Source organism: Acinetobacter pseudolwoffii, assembly GCF_002803605.1.
Classification (GTDB): Bacteria; Pseudomonadota; Gammaproteobacteria; order Pseudomonadales; family Moraxellaceae; genus Acinetobacter; species Acinetobacter pseudolwoffii.
Window position 1 is genome coordinate 459,704 of sequence record NZ_PHRG01000001.1, and the last position, 17,436, is coordinate 477,139.

The window sequence follows — 17,436 nt, forward strand, 5'->3', positions numbered from 1 at the left end:
TATTGCACTTTTAATCAGCATTTAGGTATTTTTTGCACATTGACTGGGCGAATATAAACTGTACAATTTATTACAACTGTTAATAATACAGTCATATTTTTATAACAAAGAGAGAAAATCTAAATGTTTAAGAAACTTGCTCTTACTACAGCACTTCTTGCTAGCCTAGGAACTGCACATGCTTACCAAGCTGAAATCGGGGGCACGATTGCTCTTGTAGATCCAGATAATGGGGATACTTCTACTGGTTTTGCGATTGATGGAACTTATTATTTCAATCCAGTGCAAGTAAAGAACTCGCCTTTGAATGAAGCAGCTTTTTTAAACCGTGCCAGTAATATTAATGCAGCTATTTCTTATATAGATTATGACTGGTTTGAAGAAACTACTTTTGGTGTAGGCGTTGAATATTTTGTACCGAATTCTGATTTTTATATCAGCGGTATGATTGGCCAAAATCAGGAAAAAGAGACAGGATTCGAAGATTTCGATACAACAGTATATGCTGCTGAATTAGGTTATTTACCTGTACCTGGTTTATTGGTTGCTGTTGGTCTTTTAGGTTATGACAATGATGCAGGTGATGATGTCGATCCAACTTTACGTGCGAAATATGTAAGCCAAGTTGGTGCTTACGATATGAACTTTGAAGGTGGAGCCAGCTTCGGTGATCTAGATGCGTATAACCTAGGTGCAGATTTATACCTCGACAAAACTTTTAGTATCGGTCTTGGGTTCTCTGATTCTGACCTAGAAAATAGTGATGTATTTACTATTCGTGCCAAGAAATTCTTTAATCAGCAAGTTAGCCTAGAAGGTTCTATTGATTTTGCTGATGCAGGTAATGTTTTCGGCGTACGTGGTGCATACCGCTTCTAATCACTCCGATTAAAAGCAAAAAAAAAACCGCTCAAGTGAGCGGTTTTTTATGGTCTATTGTTCTAAATGTATAATCCGCATTTGCAGGCTGACATTGCCATTAAAGACATTTTTATCCAGCTCATACACCAAGCGCGTATCTTTCATCGGATCAAATTCATATTTATCGGCTGCATTGAAGGCGATCGCATCAATCACCTGCCCATTTTCCAAAGCCACGCGTAATTTAAGATGTACATCTTTGAGCCAACGATAGTCCATAATCTTAAAGATCCCTTCAAAAATAGGTGGAGGGAATTTTTGCCCCCACGGACTTAAATGTTGCAGGATATCGACTGTTTCGATCTGGAAAGCCGAAGCGGATAGCTCCCCATCCGTCCATAAAGTCGCAGTGAATAAATCCGCGTCCATCGTAGCAATCAGCGCTTCAAAGACCTGCTTAAATTCAGCAAAATTTTCTTTTTTCAGGGTTAAACCCGCTGCCGCTGCATGCCCGCCAAAATGACTGACTAAATGTGGATATTGCTCCGCCACCTGTTCAATCGCATCACGGATATGAATCCCTTCAATCGAACGCGCTGAACCCTTGATATGTATTCCATCTTCATCTGCCGCAAAGACAATACTCGGACGATGGAACTGCTCTTTTAGACGCCCCGCCACAATACCAATGACACCTTGATGCCAATGCTGTTCAAACATGATTAATGCAGCCGGCAATTCAGTTTCGTCCAGCTGAATTTTCTCAAGTTCGTTTAAAGCGTCCTGCTTGATTTTAGCTTCGACCTGACGGCGTTCAACATTCAGTTGATTCAACTGTTCAGCCAATGGATAGGCCGTGGCCAGATCAGGTGCCAATAGACACTCGATCCCGATGTCCATGGTTTCCATCCGTCCGGCTGCATTAATGCGCGGCCCTAAGACAAAACCGAGATCTTGCGCTTTTAGACCTGCCGGATCACGTTTTGCAATATCCAGTAGCGCACTGATCCCTGCGCGGCACTGCCCTTGCTGAATCCGTTTCAGGCCCGCATCGACCAGAATCCGGTTGTTATAGTCCAGACTGGCGACATCGGCATAAGTACCGAGTGCCACCAGATCAAGATAATGAATAATTTGAGTGGTCGATTTTCCAAGTTTTTTGCGATGGGTCGACAGATTGGCCAGCACATAAAACGCCACCCCGACCCCGGCCAAGGCTTTGCTGGGGAAATCACAACCGAGCTGATTCGGATTGACCACCGCTTCGGCTTCAGGTGTCGGCTTGGTGGTCAGGTGATGATCGGTAATAATCACCTGCATACCATGATCTTGCGCCTGTTTCACTCCTGCATGGCTGGAAATACCATTGTCCACGGTAATCAGCAGATCAGGCGTGAAATTGACGAAAGCCAGATCGGCAATGGCAGCCGTTAGACCATAGCCATACTTAAAACGGTCTGGTACCAGATACTCGACATTCGCCCCCATATCACGTAGAGCCAGCACCATGAGTGCAGTACTGGTTGCACCATCGGCATCGTAATCGCCGACAATCACGATTTTCTGGCCACGATCAATTGCCTGATCGATCAACTGAATCGCATCCGTCAGGCCTTTCATGGTCGGTGCCAGCAGATGCTTGAGTTTAAGCTCAAGTTCCTGCTCGGACTCCACCCCGCGACGGGCCAGAATTTCAGCCACAAACGCTGGAACACCCTGAAAATTTTCAGGACGGGTCAGAAAGGGGCGCTGTTTGATGTCAAGTTTTGGCATGATTTTTGGCATAATCAAGGCATCAAGCGTTGCAATTGCCATGCACCGTCAATTTTCTCATAGCTTAAACGATCATGCAGACGGTTCGGACGGCCCTGCCAGAATTCATAATAATCGGGTTCGAGACGATAACCGCCCCAAAACTCCGGTTTATCCAGCTGTTGCTGATTCGCCACCTGATTATGCAAATCCCAGAAACGCTGTTGCAGCTCTTCACGGCTGGCAATTACCCCACTTTGCGGGGTGCTGATATGCGCAGCAATCTGGCTGTCACGTGGGCGTTTATGATAGTAATCAGTCGACTCCTGTTCAGAAATCTTGATGACTTTACCACTCACCCGAATCTGACGTTCCTGATCCTGCCAATAGAACAATAATTCAGCATACGGATTTTCGGCCAGATCCAAACCTTTTTGGCTGTCATAATTGGTATAGAAGTCATAGCCGGCTTCAGTCGCCCCGCGCAGTAATACGGTACGCACATGCGGACGACCTTGAGCATCCGCCGTTGCCAATGACATGGCATAGGGTTCATGCAGCTTCGCTTCTAGTGCATGGTTAAACCATTGCAAGAACTGCATATGCGGATTCGGGTTGACCTGCTGTTCTTGCAGCTCGCCTTTCTGATAATTCAGGCGTAGCTCACTCAGATCTTTGATCAGATCACTCATTCTTTCTTCCTCTAAGCGGCATTGGCACGTACAGCATCAGCTAATGAATTTGCCAGTGCAGTCACTTCACTTAAATCTTCGCCTTCCACCATGACACGAATCACCGGTTCAGTGCCTGATTTACGAATCAACAAGCGGCCACGCCCTTTAAGCTGCTGTTCGGCTTTTTCAAATTCAGCGGCCAAGGCCGGTACTGAATAAGGATCAAACATGGCATCTAAACGCACATTGACCAGGACATTTGGCAACAGTTGAAAATCAGCCACCAGCTCATGCAGGGCTTTCTTCTGTTCAACCATGACTGTCAGCACTTGCAAGGCGGCAATAATGGCATCGCCGGTGGTGCTCTTGTCCAAGGTCAGAATATGCCCAGAAGGCTCGCCACCAATCGTCCAGCCGTTTTCTTCCAGACCTTGCAACACATAACGGTCGCCGACTTTGGCACGTAATAATGGCACTTGAGCTTTTTCCAGTGCCAGTTCCAGTGCCATATTGCTCATTAAGGTACCGACGATACCTGCCGGCTTTTTCGAGCTTTGCGTGGCAAGAATATACAGAATATGGTCGCCATCAATCAGCTTTCCAGACTTATCCACCAGAACTACACGGTCGGCATCGCCATCAAAAGCAACACCTAAGTCGGCCTGATGCTGGATCACGGCTTGTTGCAAGCTTTCAGGATGAGTCGAACCACAGTCTTTATTGATATTTAACCCGGTCGGTTCATTATGAATGGCAATCACACGTGCGCCCAGCTCACGGAACACAGCAGGCCCGACGTTATAGGCGGCACCATTGGCACAATCCACCACAATGGTGAGTTCATTCAAGTCCAGATGATAGGGGAAAGTCGATTTACAGAATTCAATATAGCGACCATTGGCATCTTTGACCCGGATACTTTTACCCAGGCTCGCGGTATCTTCAATGATGAAATCTTGTTCGAGTTCCTGATTGATTTCTTCTTGCAAGGCATCCGGTAATTTCTTGCCTTCCGCCGAGAAAAACTTAATACCGTTATCGAAATACGGATTATGCGAAGCAGAAATTACAATTCCCAGGCTGGCATGCAAGGCGCGGGTCAAATGGGCAATCGCCGGTGTTGGCAGTGGGCCTAAAAGATGAACATAGACGCCAGCCGCATTTAAACCTGCCTGCAAGGCGGCTTCCAGGATATAGCCAGACAAACGGGTATCTTTACCCAAAACCACCAAGGGCTTGGCTTTTTTACTATGACGCTTTAAAACCTTACCGGCTGCAAACCCCAATTTCAGGGCAAACTCAGGGGTAATCGGCAATTCGCCAAACTTTCCACGAATACCGTCCGTACCAAAATAACTCATCTTTATCTCACTTCTTAGCGGATGATTGATCTCACCCATTTTTTCCCTGTGCCACACTTTACACCAAAATAAAAAAGCCGTCATTTGCATGACGGCTTTTAAAAACTTTAAATCACAGGAGATTAACCCACGCGATAGTTGGGTGCTTCTTTGGTAATGGTCACATCATGCACATGTGATTCCGACATACCGGCAGAAGTGATTTTCACAAACTTGGCATTTTGACGCAGGTCTTCAATCACGGCAGAACCGGTATAACCCATCGAAGAACGTAGGCCGCCCATCATCTGATGCACGATATTGCCCATTGGACCTTTGTACGGTACGCGACCTTCAATGCCTTCAGGAACCAGTTTCTCGGCACCGGCTTTAGAGTCCTGGAAGTAACGGTCAGCCGAACCGGTTGCACCCGCCATGGCACCCAACGAACCCATACCCCGGTAGGCTTTGTAGTAACGGCCCTGGAAGAATTCAACCTCACCCGGTGCTTCTTCAGTACCGGCCATCAATGAACCAACCATAATGGTACTTGCACCCGCACCAATCGCTTTGGCCATATCGCCAGAGAAACGGATACCACCATCAGCGATCAACGGAATCTGATCTTTCAGCGCATTGGCTACAGAATCGATTGCAGAAATTTGCGGCATACCAATACCGGCCACAATACGTGTGGTACAGATTGAACCCGGACCAATCCCGACTTTAACCGCATCCGCACCTGCATCAAGTAAGGCCAATGCAGCATCACCAGTTGCGATGTTACCGCCAATCACCTGAACTTGTGGATAGTTGGCTTTCACCCAACGTACGCGCTCGATCACACCCGCAGAATGACCATGTGCTGTATCGACAACAATCGCATCGACTCCAGCTTCAACCAGTGCTTCAACACGGCTTGGGGTTTCTGCACCGGTACCGACTGCAGCACCGACACGTAGACGACCTAAATCATCTTTACAGCTGTTTGGATAAAGTTCAGCTTTACGGAAATCTGTCACCGTAATCAAGCCTTTCAGCTCTTGCTGATCATTCACCACCAATACTTTTTCAATACGGTGCTGCTGTAATAAGGCTTGGATATTTTCTTTCGATTCGCCTTCGCGAACTGTTACCAGACGATCCTGACCAGTCATGATGTTGCTGACTGGCTGCTCAAGATTGGTTTCAAAGCGTGTATCGCGACCGGTGACAATACCGACCACTTTGCCATCTTTCACCACTGGTACACCACTGATATTGTTGGCTTGAGTCAAAGCAATCAATTCACGTACTGTGGTTTCAGGAGTAACTGTAATCGGGTCTTTGACCATACCCGCTTCGAATTTTTTCACACGGCGCACTTCTGCAGCCTGAACAGCGATATCCATGTTCTTGTGCAAAATACCGATACCACCGTTTTGCGCCATTGCAATTGCCATACGGGACTCAGTCACCGTATCCATCGCTGCAGACACAAGAGGAATATTCAGGTTAATGCCACGGGTCAGGCGTGTCTTTAGAGAGACATCTTTTGGGAGAACAGTAGAATAGGCAGGGAGTAATAGGACATCATCGAAGGTTAACGCGTCTTGAACGATGGTCAACATAACAGTCTCACTGGTAATTTCCGTGCACTATTATAAACAAATATCGACTTAAATTTCATTGCAATTGCAAAATTATTTTTGCATTAAAATAGTTTTGAGGGCTGGATTTTTTCCAGTGAATCAATTTGAGAAATACGACATCAGAAAAGAACTGACCACAGTAGCCTGATGCTTGAACTCAATCCCGATACTTTAAAAAGCTAAAAAGCAGAGCCTAAACTCTGCTTTGGGTCGATTTAGCTGACGTATTCAAAACTGTCATCATTGTCAGCTTCATCATTTTCAATCTGAATAAAAGGCAACATATTATGTGCCAAACGGGCTTTATTGCATTGATCATCGGCGATCTGTACTTCTTTGCAGGATGAACTGCGCAGCTCATACATACCGCAACTGACCTGCTGGCCGATGGTGCCATCCAGTGCAATACAGCGTGGATTTTTTTGATTGGTTCCAGCCATACATGAATAAACTGCTGTTACAGGTTCCGTATAATGCTCAGGCATATGAATCCCTTCAGCCCAGTAAAACGAAACCCTGAAATAGGCGCAGCACGCCCCGCAGCTTAAACATGCATCTGGTGTTGGAACTTGAGATAACATTTCTTATAAGTTCTCATGATCAAAAAAAAGTTTTTTGGAGAAGAAATATAAAAAATGTTGTTTTTCTACACAAGAAAAATTTTATTTTTCTGTGAACTATTCAGGACAGGTAAAAACAGTTTCGTCCATCAGGTCGGTGCCACATTGCAGCGTTTCAATCCAGTCCAGAAACTGGGTGATCTGCTCTTTACCCATAAAAGGCGTGCCATGCTGCGGCACAATCATCTCGATATCCATGCCCCGCACCATGTTCACCCAAAGACGAATCACCTTGTTATTGCACATATAACGCTGATGAAAGCTTTTCATTTTTGGGATATGCGCCGCAAAGTTTTCCAATGGTTTGGCAGCATCATCGACCATCGATGCGCCCATATCTCCCGAAAACAGGATCTTGGCAATCGGATCATAAAACTGGAAATTGCCGACTGAATGCAGAAAATGCGCTGGTACCGCCACAATATTGGCATTACCCAGAGGAATGATCTGACCATGATCCGGGAGCTCGACCAGCCGATCTAGCCAGTTGCCTTTCATCCGGTCACTCATAAAAGCCGAGTTTAAATGTGGCAAGAAACGCGCCCAGAGCTTGGAAGCCACCACTTTGGCATCGGTATATACCAGCCAGCGTGGCATCGAAGTAATGATGTCAGGATCCTGATGCGAAGCCATGACATAATCCAGATTGGTCAACCGGGTGTATTTATTCAGTTCCATGGTTAGCGGAACATAGGTGAGATCACCACCCGGATCGAGTACCGCCGCCCGCTCGTTATCAATGATTAAAAACTGGTTTGCCTGAACGCCTTCACCTTTGACCAGACTGGTAAAACTGATGCATTTATGTGTCCCGTTATCAAACAGGACCTGCGATGTGGTGCGTTCAAAAACCATGTATATATTCCCCGATTTAAATTTAAAAGTGCTGTTTTATACCCATATAACATATAAGTATTTAGTTGAACTTACAATCAATAAAACTGGCCATATCACACTACTTATCAAAGTTTTAAGCTTATTTTAGGCATAAAAAATCCTGAGTTTTTAGCTCAGGATTCATGCAATTATTACTGTATTTTTAAAATAAATAATATTGAAGCAGAGTGGCGACACCAATCACCAGGAAAATGGCCGCGCCAATTTTATGAATCAGGCTGATCGGCAGCCTGTTCGCCAGTTTATCTCCTAGAAATACCGCAGGTGCATTGGCCAGCATCATCCCCAAAGTGGTACCGAGCATCACCCAGAATATACTATCGAAACGTGCTGCCAGCGCGACTGTGGCAATCTGGGTTTTATCGCCAATTTCTGCCAGAAAGAACAAAATGAAGGTCGCAGCAAATACCCCGAATTTTTGCCATTTATTGATACTGGCATTTTCATCTCCGAGTTCATCCGGAATCAGCATCCAGGCCGCCATCGCAATAAAACCAATCGACACAATCCACAGCAACACTTCCGGCCCAATCACCGTGGTGATCCATTGTCCCAATACCGCAGAAAGGCCATGGTTAATCAGCGTCGCCAATAAAATAGCAACTAAAATAGGAACGGGTTTGCGAAAACGTGCGGCAAGCAGCAAAGCCAGCAGTTGGGTTTTGTCACCCATTTCAGCCAGTGCCACAATTGCGGTCGACAGTAAGAATTCATACATGAGGTCTTTCTCTGGCTAGCATCCAATACCAATGACTCACCGCTCCTGCTAGCCAAAATCTGCAGAGTGGTAAATCAAAGGTCTTGCCAACAAAAGAAAGCTTCGAGAAGCTCATTTGGTTTTTTGCTATGATGACCATGTCCGGTTCAGGACAAATATGTTGACCATCACCCTTCTGCTTTGCGCAAAAGGCGGCTACTCCCCAATGAAGTGCGCCAAGTATAGAATCAAATCCATTATTTTTCAATGTGGCAAAAATAAACCCCGCCGAAGCAGGGTCTATGATTGAAATAATCTGATCAGATTAAATCAATAAAGTACGGATATCTTTGAGCAGCTGGGTTAGCTTGTTGGTGAAACGCGCAGCATCTGCACCATTAATCACACGGTGATCGTATGACAAAGACAACGGTAGCATCAAGCGTGGATCAAAGCCTTCACCATTCCAGACGGGTTGCATGGTGGCAGGTGAAATTCCCAGAATTGCCACTTGCGGCCAGTTCACCAGCGGCGTAAATGCAGTACCACCAATTGAGCCCAGGCTGGTAATGGTAAAGTTCGCCCCTTGCAGATCTTTTGGCGACAATTTCTTGTCACGCGCTTTTTGACCCAAGCTTCCCAGCTCAGTGGCAATCTGTTTAATCGACTTCTGATCGGGATGACGCAATACCGGAACCGTTAAACCATCTGGCGTTGCCACCGCGATCCCCATATGGATCTCGTTACGTAGCAGGACTGACTTGCCATCATCGGCCAAGTGACCAGCAAACTCGCGCTCTTCTTTTAACAAGTGCGCAACTGCTTTGATGATGAAGGCCATAATGGTCAGGCTCAGGCCTTCTTTCTTGAAGTTGCCTTTCAGCTCATTACGCCACGCTTCCAGTTCAGTAATATCGGCTGCATCAAACTGGGTCACTTGCGGAATGAAATTATTCAGCGACAACTGCGGAATAGACACTTGTTGCAAACGCGTCAAGGCTTTTTCTTCCACACCACCAAAAGCACTAAAGTCTGGCAATTTTGGTAGACCTGCGGCTTGAACAGCAGCGGCTACAGGAGCAGCCTGCGGCGCAGTCAGGCGCGCTTTGACATAAGCCTTCAGATCTTCTTTCATCACCCGGGCATTGGAACCTGAAGCCTGAACTTCTGACAATACTACGCCCAGTTCACGTGCCAGTTTACGTACAGCAGGGCCGGCATAGACTTTCGAGTTGGCGACATTCTGCTCTTTCGTCAGCTTGTCGGCATTGTCAGAGGTCGCCACCGCTGGAGTAGAAGATGCCGCAGGTGCTGCTTTGGTGGTCTCTACTGGTGCAACAGCTGCTTTCGGTGCTTCCGCTTTAGCCGCAACAGGTGCAGCCTCTGCTTGCGCTTCAGCTTGAATTGTCATCAGTGCAATGCCTTCAGAGACATTTTGTCCCAGCTCAACATGAATCGCCTTGATCACCCCAGCAGTTGTGCTTGGCACTTCAACCGTGGCTTTGTCTGATTCCACCACGATGATGCTCTGGTCTTTTTCAACCGTATCACCGACAGAAACCAGAATTTCAGCCACAGCTGCTTTGTCTACACCCAGATCAGGCACCATCACTTCAACATCACCCGCAGGTGCTGCTGCAGCTTGAGCCACTGGCTCCGCTTTAGCATCTTGAACTGGCGCAGCTTCAGCTTTTGGCGCTTCTGCTGCAACAGTCGGGGTCGATCCTGAAGTTTTCACTTTTAGAATCACCACACCTTCTTTAATCGTGTCGCCTTCTTTAATGTCGATGGATTCCACCGTACCTGCAACCGTACTTGGCACTTCAACAGTCGCCTTGTCCGATTCCACCACCACGATGCTTTGATCCACCTCGATTTCATCACCGACAGAGACCAAAATTTCACCGACAGTGGCTTTCTCTACACCAATATCGGGGACTTGAACATCGACCACTTGTGAACTTGCTTGAGCCTCAGGCGCAGCAGAAACTTTTGGCTGATGTGATGCCAGTTCTTGCATGATTTCCTGATCAGGCAAAGACGTCGGTGTATTTTCTGAGGTTTTTTGTGAGGCATCTGCTTGCTGTGGCTCGACCACATCCGTACTGCCATCTTCAGCTTGCAGTTCAATCAGTACCGCGCCTTCAGTCACTTCATCACCCTGACTGACCAGAATGCTTTTCACCACCCCTGCTGAAGTGCTGGGCACTTCAACAGAGGCTTTATCAGATTCAAGCAACACGATGCTGTCATCAATCGCAATCGTATCACCGACTTTGACCAGAATTTCGGCCACGGTTGCCTGATCTACACCAATATCGGGAGTCGTAATTTGCATGCTTAGTTCTCCTCTTTGTAGTCAGCAACAGCATGTACAGATGGGGTGTCTTGCGGTGCCCAAGCCACCGGACGATCGGTATCCAGCTCAAACGTCGAGATCGCGTCTTTCACCAGGCGCGGATCAACTTCACCTTCATCTGCCAGTTTTTTCAGAGTTGCCACCACAATATGGGCAGCATCGACACCGAAGTAGCTACGTAAATTACCACGTGTATCTGAACGGCCATAACCATCGGTACCGAGTGCCACAAATGGGCGGCCATCTGGAAGATAGGCACGAATCTGTTCGCTATAGGCACGCATATGATCAGTTGCAGACACCACAATACCTTCGGTACCGCGTAGCTGTTTCGATATCCATGCTTCTTTCACATCCTCAGCCAGTGGATGCAGGCGGTTGTATTCTTCACATGCCATACCATCACGTGCCAGTTCATTGAAGCTGGTGACACTGTAGACATTTGAGTGAATTTGATATTCCTCACGCAGAATCTTCGCCGCCTTGATCACTTCACGCAGGATTACACCTGAGCCCAGTAACTGAACAGTAGCTTTTTCATCTTCTTCCAGTAAGTACATACCACGCTTGATACCTTCTTCAACACCTTTTGGCATTTCCGGATGCTCGTAGTTTTCGTTCATTACGGTCAGGTAATAGAACACACGTTCCTGGTTCACATACATACGTTGTAAACCGTCATGTACGATCACCGCCAATTCATAACCGAAACATGGATCATAAGAGACACAGTTTGGAATGGTGTTGGCCAAGATGTGTGAATGACCATCCTGATGCTGTAAGCCTTCACCGTTCAGTGTAGTACGACCCGCAGTTGCACCCAGCAAGAAGCCTTGTGCCTGTGCATCGCCTGCTGCCCATGCAATATCACCGATACGCTGGAAACCAAACATCGAGTAATACATATACATTGGAATCATTGGCAGGTTATTGGTGGAATAACTGGTGCCTAATGCCGCCCATGCACTCATCGCACCGGCTTCGTTAATCCCTTCCTGCAACATGTGGCCGTCTTTGGCTTCACGGTAATGCATCAGCTGTTCTTGGTCTTCAGGAGTATATTTCTGGCCATGCGCGGCATAAATACCAAGCTGACGGAACATGCCTTCCAAACCAAAGGTACGCGCTTCATCTGGAACGATTGGTACAACACGGTCTTTAATCGCTTTCTCTTTAAGAAGTGCAGAGATTAAACGTACCATCACCATCGTGGTCGATTGTTCTTTACCATTTGAACCAGCCAAGACCGAATCAAATACTGAAAGTCCAGGAATCGCCAGCTGTTCGCTTTCCTTACGACGTGCAGGCAGGTAGCCACCTAGCGCTTCACGACGTGCCTTCATATATTTCAATTCAGGTGAATTTTCGCTTGGACGGTAGAACGGCACTTCTTCAAGCTGTTCATCGGTGAAAGGAAGGTTGAAACGGTCACGCACATATTTCAAAGAATTGATTTGCATCTTCTTGATTTGGTGCGTTTTGTTGACTGCTTCGATTTCCTCGGACAAACCATAACCTTTGACGGTTTTCGCCAGAATCACGGTCGGCTGACCTTTGGCCGTACATGCTTCGGCATAAGCAGCAAAGACTTTGTACGGGTCGTGGCCACCGCGGTTCAGATTATCAATATCTTCATCGCTTAAATCTTTAACCAGCTCTTTGGCTTCTGGATATTTACCGAAGAACTTTTCACGCGCGTAAGCACCACCTTTTACCTGGTAACGCTGGAAATCGCCATCGACTGCTTCTTCCATCACGGCTTTCAGTGCACCGGATTTATCTTTATCTAGTAGTGGATCCCAATGACGGCCCCACACAACTTTAATCACACGCCAGCCTGCGCCGCGGAATAGTGACTCAAGTTCCTGAATGATCTTGCCATTACCACGTACCGGACCATCCAGACGTTGCAAATTACAGTTCACCACCCAGATCAGGTTATCGAGCTTTTCGCGACCTGCTAAAGAAATTGCACCCAGACTTTCTGGCTCGTCCATCTCGCCATCGCCCAAATACGCCCAGACTTTACGATCTTCTTCTTTAATCAGACCACGGTTCATCAGGTACTTTTGAATATGTGCCTGATAAATCGACATGATTGGACCCAGACCCATCGATACGGTTGGGAACTGCCAGTAGTCCGGCATCAAATAAGGATGCGGATAAGATGGCAGACCTTTACCGCCCACTTCACGACGGAAATTATTCAGATGCTCTTCAGTCAAACGGCCTTCTAAAAATGAACGCGCGTAAATACCCGGTGCACAGTGACCTTGGTAATAGATCATGTCGCCGCCGAAGCTGTCGCTGTTGGCGCGGAAGAAGTGGTTAAAGCCCACATCATAAAGGGTTGCGGAAGAAGCAAAACTCGCCAGGTGACCACCGAGATCATCACCGGTTTTATTCGCGCGTAAGACCATTGCCAAGGCATTCCAGCGGATCAGCGCGCGAATACGACGCTCCATATCCTGGTCGCCTGGCATGGCCGGTTGTTCTTCAACCGAAATCGTATTTAAGTAGGGAGTATTTAAACGCTGAATAGGAACATGCTTTGCAATTGCGCGTTGATAAAGTTTTTCTAACAAAAATGCTGCACGCTCAGTGCCCATGTGCTGCAAAACAGAGTCAAATGCATCTTGCCATTCTTGGGTTTCTTGCGCGTCTGTATCGCCATAAAACGCCATAATCTACAGTTCCTAAAAGCCTAATCTAATGTCTTATATGTACCATATTTGAGACCTTAGCAGGTATGGCCTTAGCTGAATGCGATTTGGCAGTACTATTTAGGAACTAAATGATTGGTGACGTATAATTACACTACATAACAAAAAATAGTCAATAAAGGCGATTTATTATACAATCATTATAATAGTTGGTGATAATATGAGACTTAAAAGTGATAAAACAAAAAGCCCTTCAAGTTGACTTGAAGAGCCTTCAGTTTAAACGCTTTAAAATGCTTATTGGAGATTTTTTATGTATAGAGATGCGTCTTGTTATTCAGGTCTATACTTAAGGTAACATGGCCAAATAAGTCGATGGGTTTTTACGTTGACCGTCTTTTACTACTTCATAATGCAAGTGTGGACCGGTACAGCGACCAGTACAACCAACATTGGCAATATGATCACCTGCTTGCACCTTCTCTCCCACACGTGCAATAAGACGTGAAGCATGAGCATAACGTGTTAAATAGCCATTGCCATGATTGATTTCAACGTATTGACCATAACCTGTACCCCAACCTGATTTGGTCACAATCCCTGGACCTGTTGCATAAATTGGTGTACCACTTGGCGCTGCAAGATCAAGACCTGAGTGATTTTCAGCACGGCCACCCATGGTACGACCACCGTAATTTGAACTTACGCGAGAATTGGGTAAGGGATGAGCTATCAGCCAGGAATAAGCACTATTTGCAGCAGCTCGATTAGATGAGGTATTTGCATACTTCTGTGCCAGCGTGCGATTGTTAAGCTCAACTGGCTTTTCACGTAGCTGGACATTCAATTTGGTTTGCGCTGGAATATCGATATCATCTGGATGAGTATATGCACCCTGTGCCAGAGTACGCGTCAATTGCTCGATACGATCTGTTGAACCATTTTCTTGATTTAGATTGACTAAATCTGCAAAGGCTACCGAAGCAGCTGAAACTGATAAAGAAAATGCCAACAAAATACGTCGCATATGCATAAAAAACCTCTCTAAACTGCTTTAATCGAGTTCCTTGAAGATCTCTATCCTTGATATCCACTAAAAGAAGCGCATAAGATTAAGACATAAACATGTAGGAATTATGTATGTCGGAACCTGTCAACGTTTTTCAACAAACCAGAAAACAGATAAAAACAGGAAACTTTTCGTTTCTCTCATCACAAGTTGCTGCCTGGCAGAAACTTACGAAACTCGTACAACCGCTATTGCCCCAACCGGAACGCTGGCAAGTTGTGTGCTATCAAAATGGTGTGTTAACGATTACCGGTGAAAACCAGGCCATGATCAGTCAATTGGCCTATCTTCAAAAGCAATACATTTCACAACTCTCTCAAATAAATGAATTAACAGATCTTACAAAACTTCAAGTTTGTTTGCGGAATCCTTCACAAACGCAACCTGTTGCAGCAACACCTGAAAGAGCCTTAAATGCAGAAACACAGGAATTACTTCGTGGTGCTGCTGACTTTATAAGCGACCCTAAGCTTAGCCAAGCTTTGCTACGTTTGGCAAGCAATAAAAAGTAACATAGCAATCAAATGTAATAAATTAGAAAAGCAGTATTATGCGACACATGTCACACTATTGACGCAATAACTAAAACATAAAGACACAAACACAATGACTTATGTCACATTCACATACATGATTGGACAATTGGCCTCGTCATCAAATGTTACAATTTCATAGCAGCTTGGATCACTTTTCACATTGCGCAACAGCTGATTATTCAAAGCATGTCCAGATTTATAACCATCAAATTTGGCAATGATCTGATGTCCAAGCAGATACAAATCCCCGACTGCATCCAAAATTTTATGGCGTACAAATTCATCAGAGAATCTTAGACCCTCTTCATTCACCACTCCGGTTTCATCCACACCAATGGCATTCTCCAAACTGGCTCCCAGTGCCAGATTATTGGCTTTGAGATAATCCAGATCTTTCATAAAACCAAAGGTACGCGCTTCACTAACTTCATAAACAAAAGTTTCAGTCGAGAAATCGATACTGGCGGACTGATGTTCTTTTTTAAAAGCAGGATGATCAAAATCAATGGTGAAATTCAGCTGGAAGCCATGGTGCGGACTAAAAATGGCACGCTTATCATCAATCAGTGCTTCAACCGGTTTAATAATCTTGACGAATTTTTTGGCGGCATCCAGCTCTTGCAGACCACCTTGCATGAGCAGATAGATAAACGGGCCTGCACTGCCATCCATAATCGGCACTTCCGAGGCAGAGACTTCGATAATCAGGTTATCAATTCCTAAACCGGCAATCGCACTCATGACATGTTCAATCGTACCGACTTTGGCATTTTCCTGAACCAGATTCGAGCACATGAAAGCTTCCTGAATCAGCATCGCATCGGCAGGAATGTCGACCGGCGGATTCAGGTCAATACGACGAAACACAATTCCCCCATCGGCATGGTGCGGCACAAAGTTAATCATGACTTTTTGCCCACTGTGAAGACCGATTCCGCTCGCTTTCACGATACGTTTCAGGGTACGTTGTTTCAACATGCTTCTTTCATCTGTTCATCAATAAAACCGCTATACGTTAGCATATTTGGCCATTGATAAAAAACAAAAAGGTGGCTTAAAAGCCACCTTTCCTGTGTAATCATGGTAAACACATGATGTTACATGTTATTTACGCTGTTGATTCTTAAGATAATCCTGAATACTCATTGGTGTTGGACGCGGGCTTGAAACTGATGCTGAAACATTCGCTGGCGTAGCGGTTTCATGCTGTTGGCGCTGAATCGCTGGTACATCATCATCTTCTACCACAGCCTGTGAGGCTGCTGCTGGGCGCGTTGCCTGTACATTGGTACGTTTGGTCGGTTCAACTGAATCCGCTGCATGACGGGTTAAACCCGTTGCAATCACGGTCACGCTGATTTCATCACGTGCATCCGGATCAAATACCGTACCGTAGAACACCTGACCTTCATCCAAATCGACAATCTGGTTAACAACATCAGTGATTTCTTCAATTTCACCAAAAGTGACATCATCGCCACCCGTTACGTTAATCAGAATACCTTTGGCGTTCATGATGGTCACGTTATCGAGTAATGGGCTACGGATAGCCTGTTCAGCAGCCTGACGGGCACGGTTTTCACCACGGCCTAAACCAACACCCATCATGGCATAACCACGAGTACTCATCGCTGTTTTCAAATCGGCGAAGTCAAGGTTAATATGACCCGGACGTACCACAAGATCAAAAATACTGCGTACCGCATTCAGTAGCACATCATCCGCTTTTTTATAGGCATCTTTCATTGAAATATCACGGAAGACTTTCAATAAACGCTGATTTGGAATGATGATCAATGAGTCGACATGCTGCTCAAGCGCTTCAATGCCTTTTTCCGCAGATTGTAAACGGCGCTTGCCCTCAAAGTTGAATGGCGTCGTCACCACACCAACCGTCAGGATACCCATTTCTTTGGCAATTTCAGCAACCACTGGCGCAGCACCCGTTCCGGTACCACCGCCCATACCCGCAGTGACAAAGACCATATCGGTCCCTTCAAGCTGTTGGCGGATCAGTTCACGGCTTTCTTCTGCTGCAGTCTGACCCACTTGCGGATTGGCACCTGCACCCAGACCACGGGTACTTTGCTCACCCAGCTGAATTTTAAATTCGGCTTCCATGCGATCGAGTGCCTGCTTGTCCGTATTGGCACAAACAAACTTTACGCCCTGGATATCGGACTGCAACATGTGTTGTACAGCATTACCACCCGCACCGCCTACACCAAACACAGTGAAACGGGCTTGACCATTGCTATCGCTATGATCGTCTTCGAAAAATTCAAATGAGGCCATGACCTATAAAATTCCTAATTCATAATTGGCAGTCACTAAGCC

General features: G+C 46.0%; 14 protein-coding genes and 1 riboswitch. Of the genes, 2 read left to right on the forward strand and 12 right to left on the reverse strand.

The genetic code is table 11. From position 1 onward, the window contains the following. Positions 1-123 precede the first annotated feature (123 nt). Positions 124-879: a putative porin gene (locus CWI32_RS02130; protein ID WP_100534529.1), complete on the forward strand. Its 756-nt coding sequence runs from the start codon at positions 124-126 to the stop codon at positions 877-879. 54 nt (positions 880-933) lie between these two features. Here CWI32_RS02130 and recJ read toward each other — a convergent pair whose 3' ends face one another. The 10 genes from recJ to CWI32_RS02185 form a co-directional block, all read right to left on the reverse strand. Further along, complete coding sequence (recJ, locus tag CWI32_RS02135) at positions 934-2,634, reverse strand: single-stranded-DNA-specific exonuclease RecJ (protein WP_100534749.1); 1,701 nt, start codon at positions 2,632-2,634, stop codon at positions 934-936. Between the two features lie 14 nt (positions 2,635-2,648). After that, entirely contained in the window at positions 2,649-3,305 is a 657-nt protein-coding gene (pdxH, locus tag CWI32_RS02140) for a pyridoxamine 5'-phosphate oxidase (protein WP_005173224.1), read from the reverse strand. 11 nt (positions 3,306-3,316) lie between these two features. Continuing rightward, the gene (gene glmM, locus CWI32_RS02145; RefSeq protein ID WP_034608847.1) at positions 3,317-4,648 is read right to left on the reverse strand and encodes a phosphoglucosamine mutase; all 1,332 of its coding nucleotides are present in this window, start codon (positions 4,646-4,648) and stop codon (positions 3,317-3,319) included. A gap of 122 nt (positions 4,649-4,770) precedes the next feature. Beyond that, entirely contained in the window at positions 4,771-6,237 is a 1,467-nt protein-coding gene (guaB, locus tag CWI32_RS02150) for an IMP dehydrogenase (protein ID WP_005095051.1), read from the reverse strand. Between the two features lie 236 nt (positions 6,238-6,473). Then, complete coding sequence (locus tag CWI32_RS02155; RefSeq protein ID WP_074383866.1) at positions 6,474-6,839, reverse strand: YkgJ family cysteine cluster protein; 366 nt, start codon at positions 6,837-6,839, stop codon at positions 6,474-6,476. A gap of 96 nt (positions 6,840-6,935) precedes the next feature. Continuing rightward, on the reverse strand, positions 6,936-7,733 hold the full coding sequence (locus CWI32_RS02160) for an oxygen-binding di-iron domain-containing protein (protein WP_074383865.1): 798 nt from the start codon (positions 7,731-7,733) through the stop codon (positions 6,936-6,938). A 184-nt stretch (positions 7,734-7,917) separates the two neighbouring features. After that, on the reverse strand, positions 7,918-8,493 hold the full coding sequence (locus CWI32_RS02165) for a TMEM165/GDT1 family protein (protein WP_005173234.1): 576 nt from the start codon (positions 8,491-8,493) through the stop codon (positions 7,918-7,920). Between the two features lie 88 nt (positions 8,494-8,581). Next, a riboswitch (yybP-ykoY riboswitch) is annotated at positions 8,582-8,709 on the reverse strand. A gap of 88 nt (positions 8,710-8,797) precedes the next feature. After that, positions 8,798-10,810: a 2-oxo acid dehydrogenase subunit E2 gene (locus CWI32_RS02175; protein ID WP_100329509.1), complete on the reverse strand. Its 2,013-nt coding sequence runs from the start codon at positions 10,808-10,810 to the stop codon at positions 8,798-8,800. A gap of 2 nt (positions 10,811-10,812) precedes the next feature. Then, entirely contained in the window at positions 10,813-13,515 is a 2,703-nt protein-coding gene (aceE, locus tag CWI32_RS02180) for a pyruvate dehydrogenase (acetyl-transferring), homodimeric type (RefSeq protein ID WP_100534530.1), read from the reverse strand. Between the two features lie 328 nt (positions 13,516-13,843). Further along, positions 13,844-14,527 (reverse strand): M23 family metallopeptidase, encoded by a 684-nt coding sequence (locus tag CWI32_RS02185; protein ID WP_100534531.1) that lies wholly within the window; start codon positions 14,525-14,527, stop codon positions 13,844-13,846. 107 nt (positions 14,528-14,634) lie between these two features. Between CWI32_RS02185 and CWI32_RS02190 the strand changes: the two genes are divergently transcribed. Further along, on the forward strand, positions 14,635-15,075 hold the full coding sequence (locus CWI32_RS02190; RefSeq protein ID WP_005095034.1) for a DciA family protein: 441 nt from the start codon (positions 14,635-14,637) through the stop codon (positions 15,073-15,075). Between the two features lie 99 nt (positions 15,076-15,174). Here the strand turns inward: CWI32_RS02190 and lpxC are convergent, their stop codons facing one another. Beyond that, positions 15,175-16,077, reverse strand: a complete 903-nt coding sequence (gene lpxC, locus CWI32_RS02195) for a UDP-3-O-acyl-N-acetylglucosamine deacetylase (RefSeq protein ID WP_005095032.1) — start codon at positions 16,075-16,077, stop codon at positions 15,175-15,177. Between the two features lie 126 nt (positions 16,078-16,203). Then, the gene (gene ftsZ, locus CWI32_RS02200; protein ID WP_074383861.1) at positions 16,204-17,394 is read right to left on the reverse strand and encodes a cell division protein FtsZ; all 1,191 of its coding nucleotides are present in this window, start codon (positions 17,392-17,394) and stop codon (positions 16,204-16,206) included. Positions 17,395-17,436: the final 42 nt, after the last annotated feature.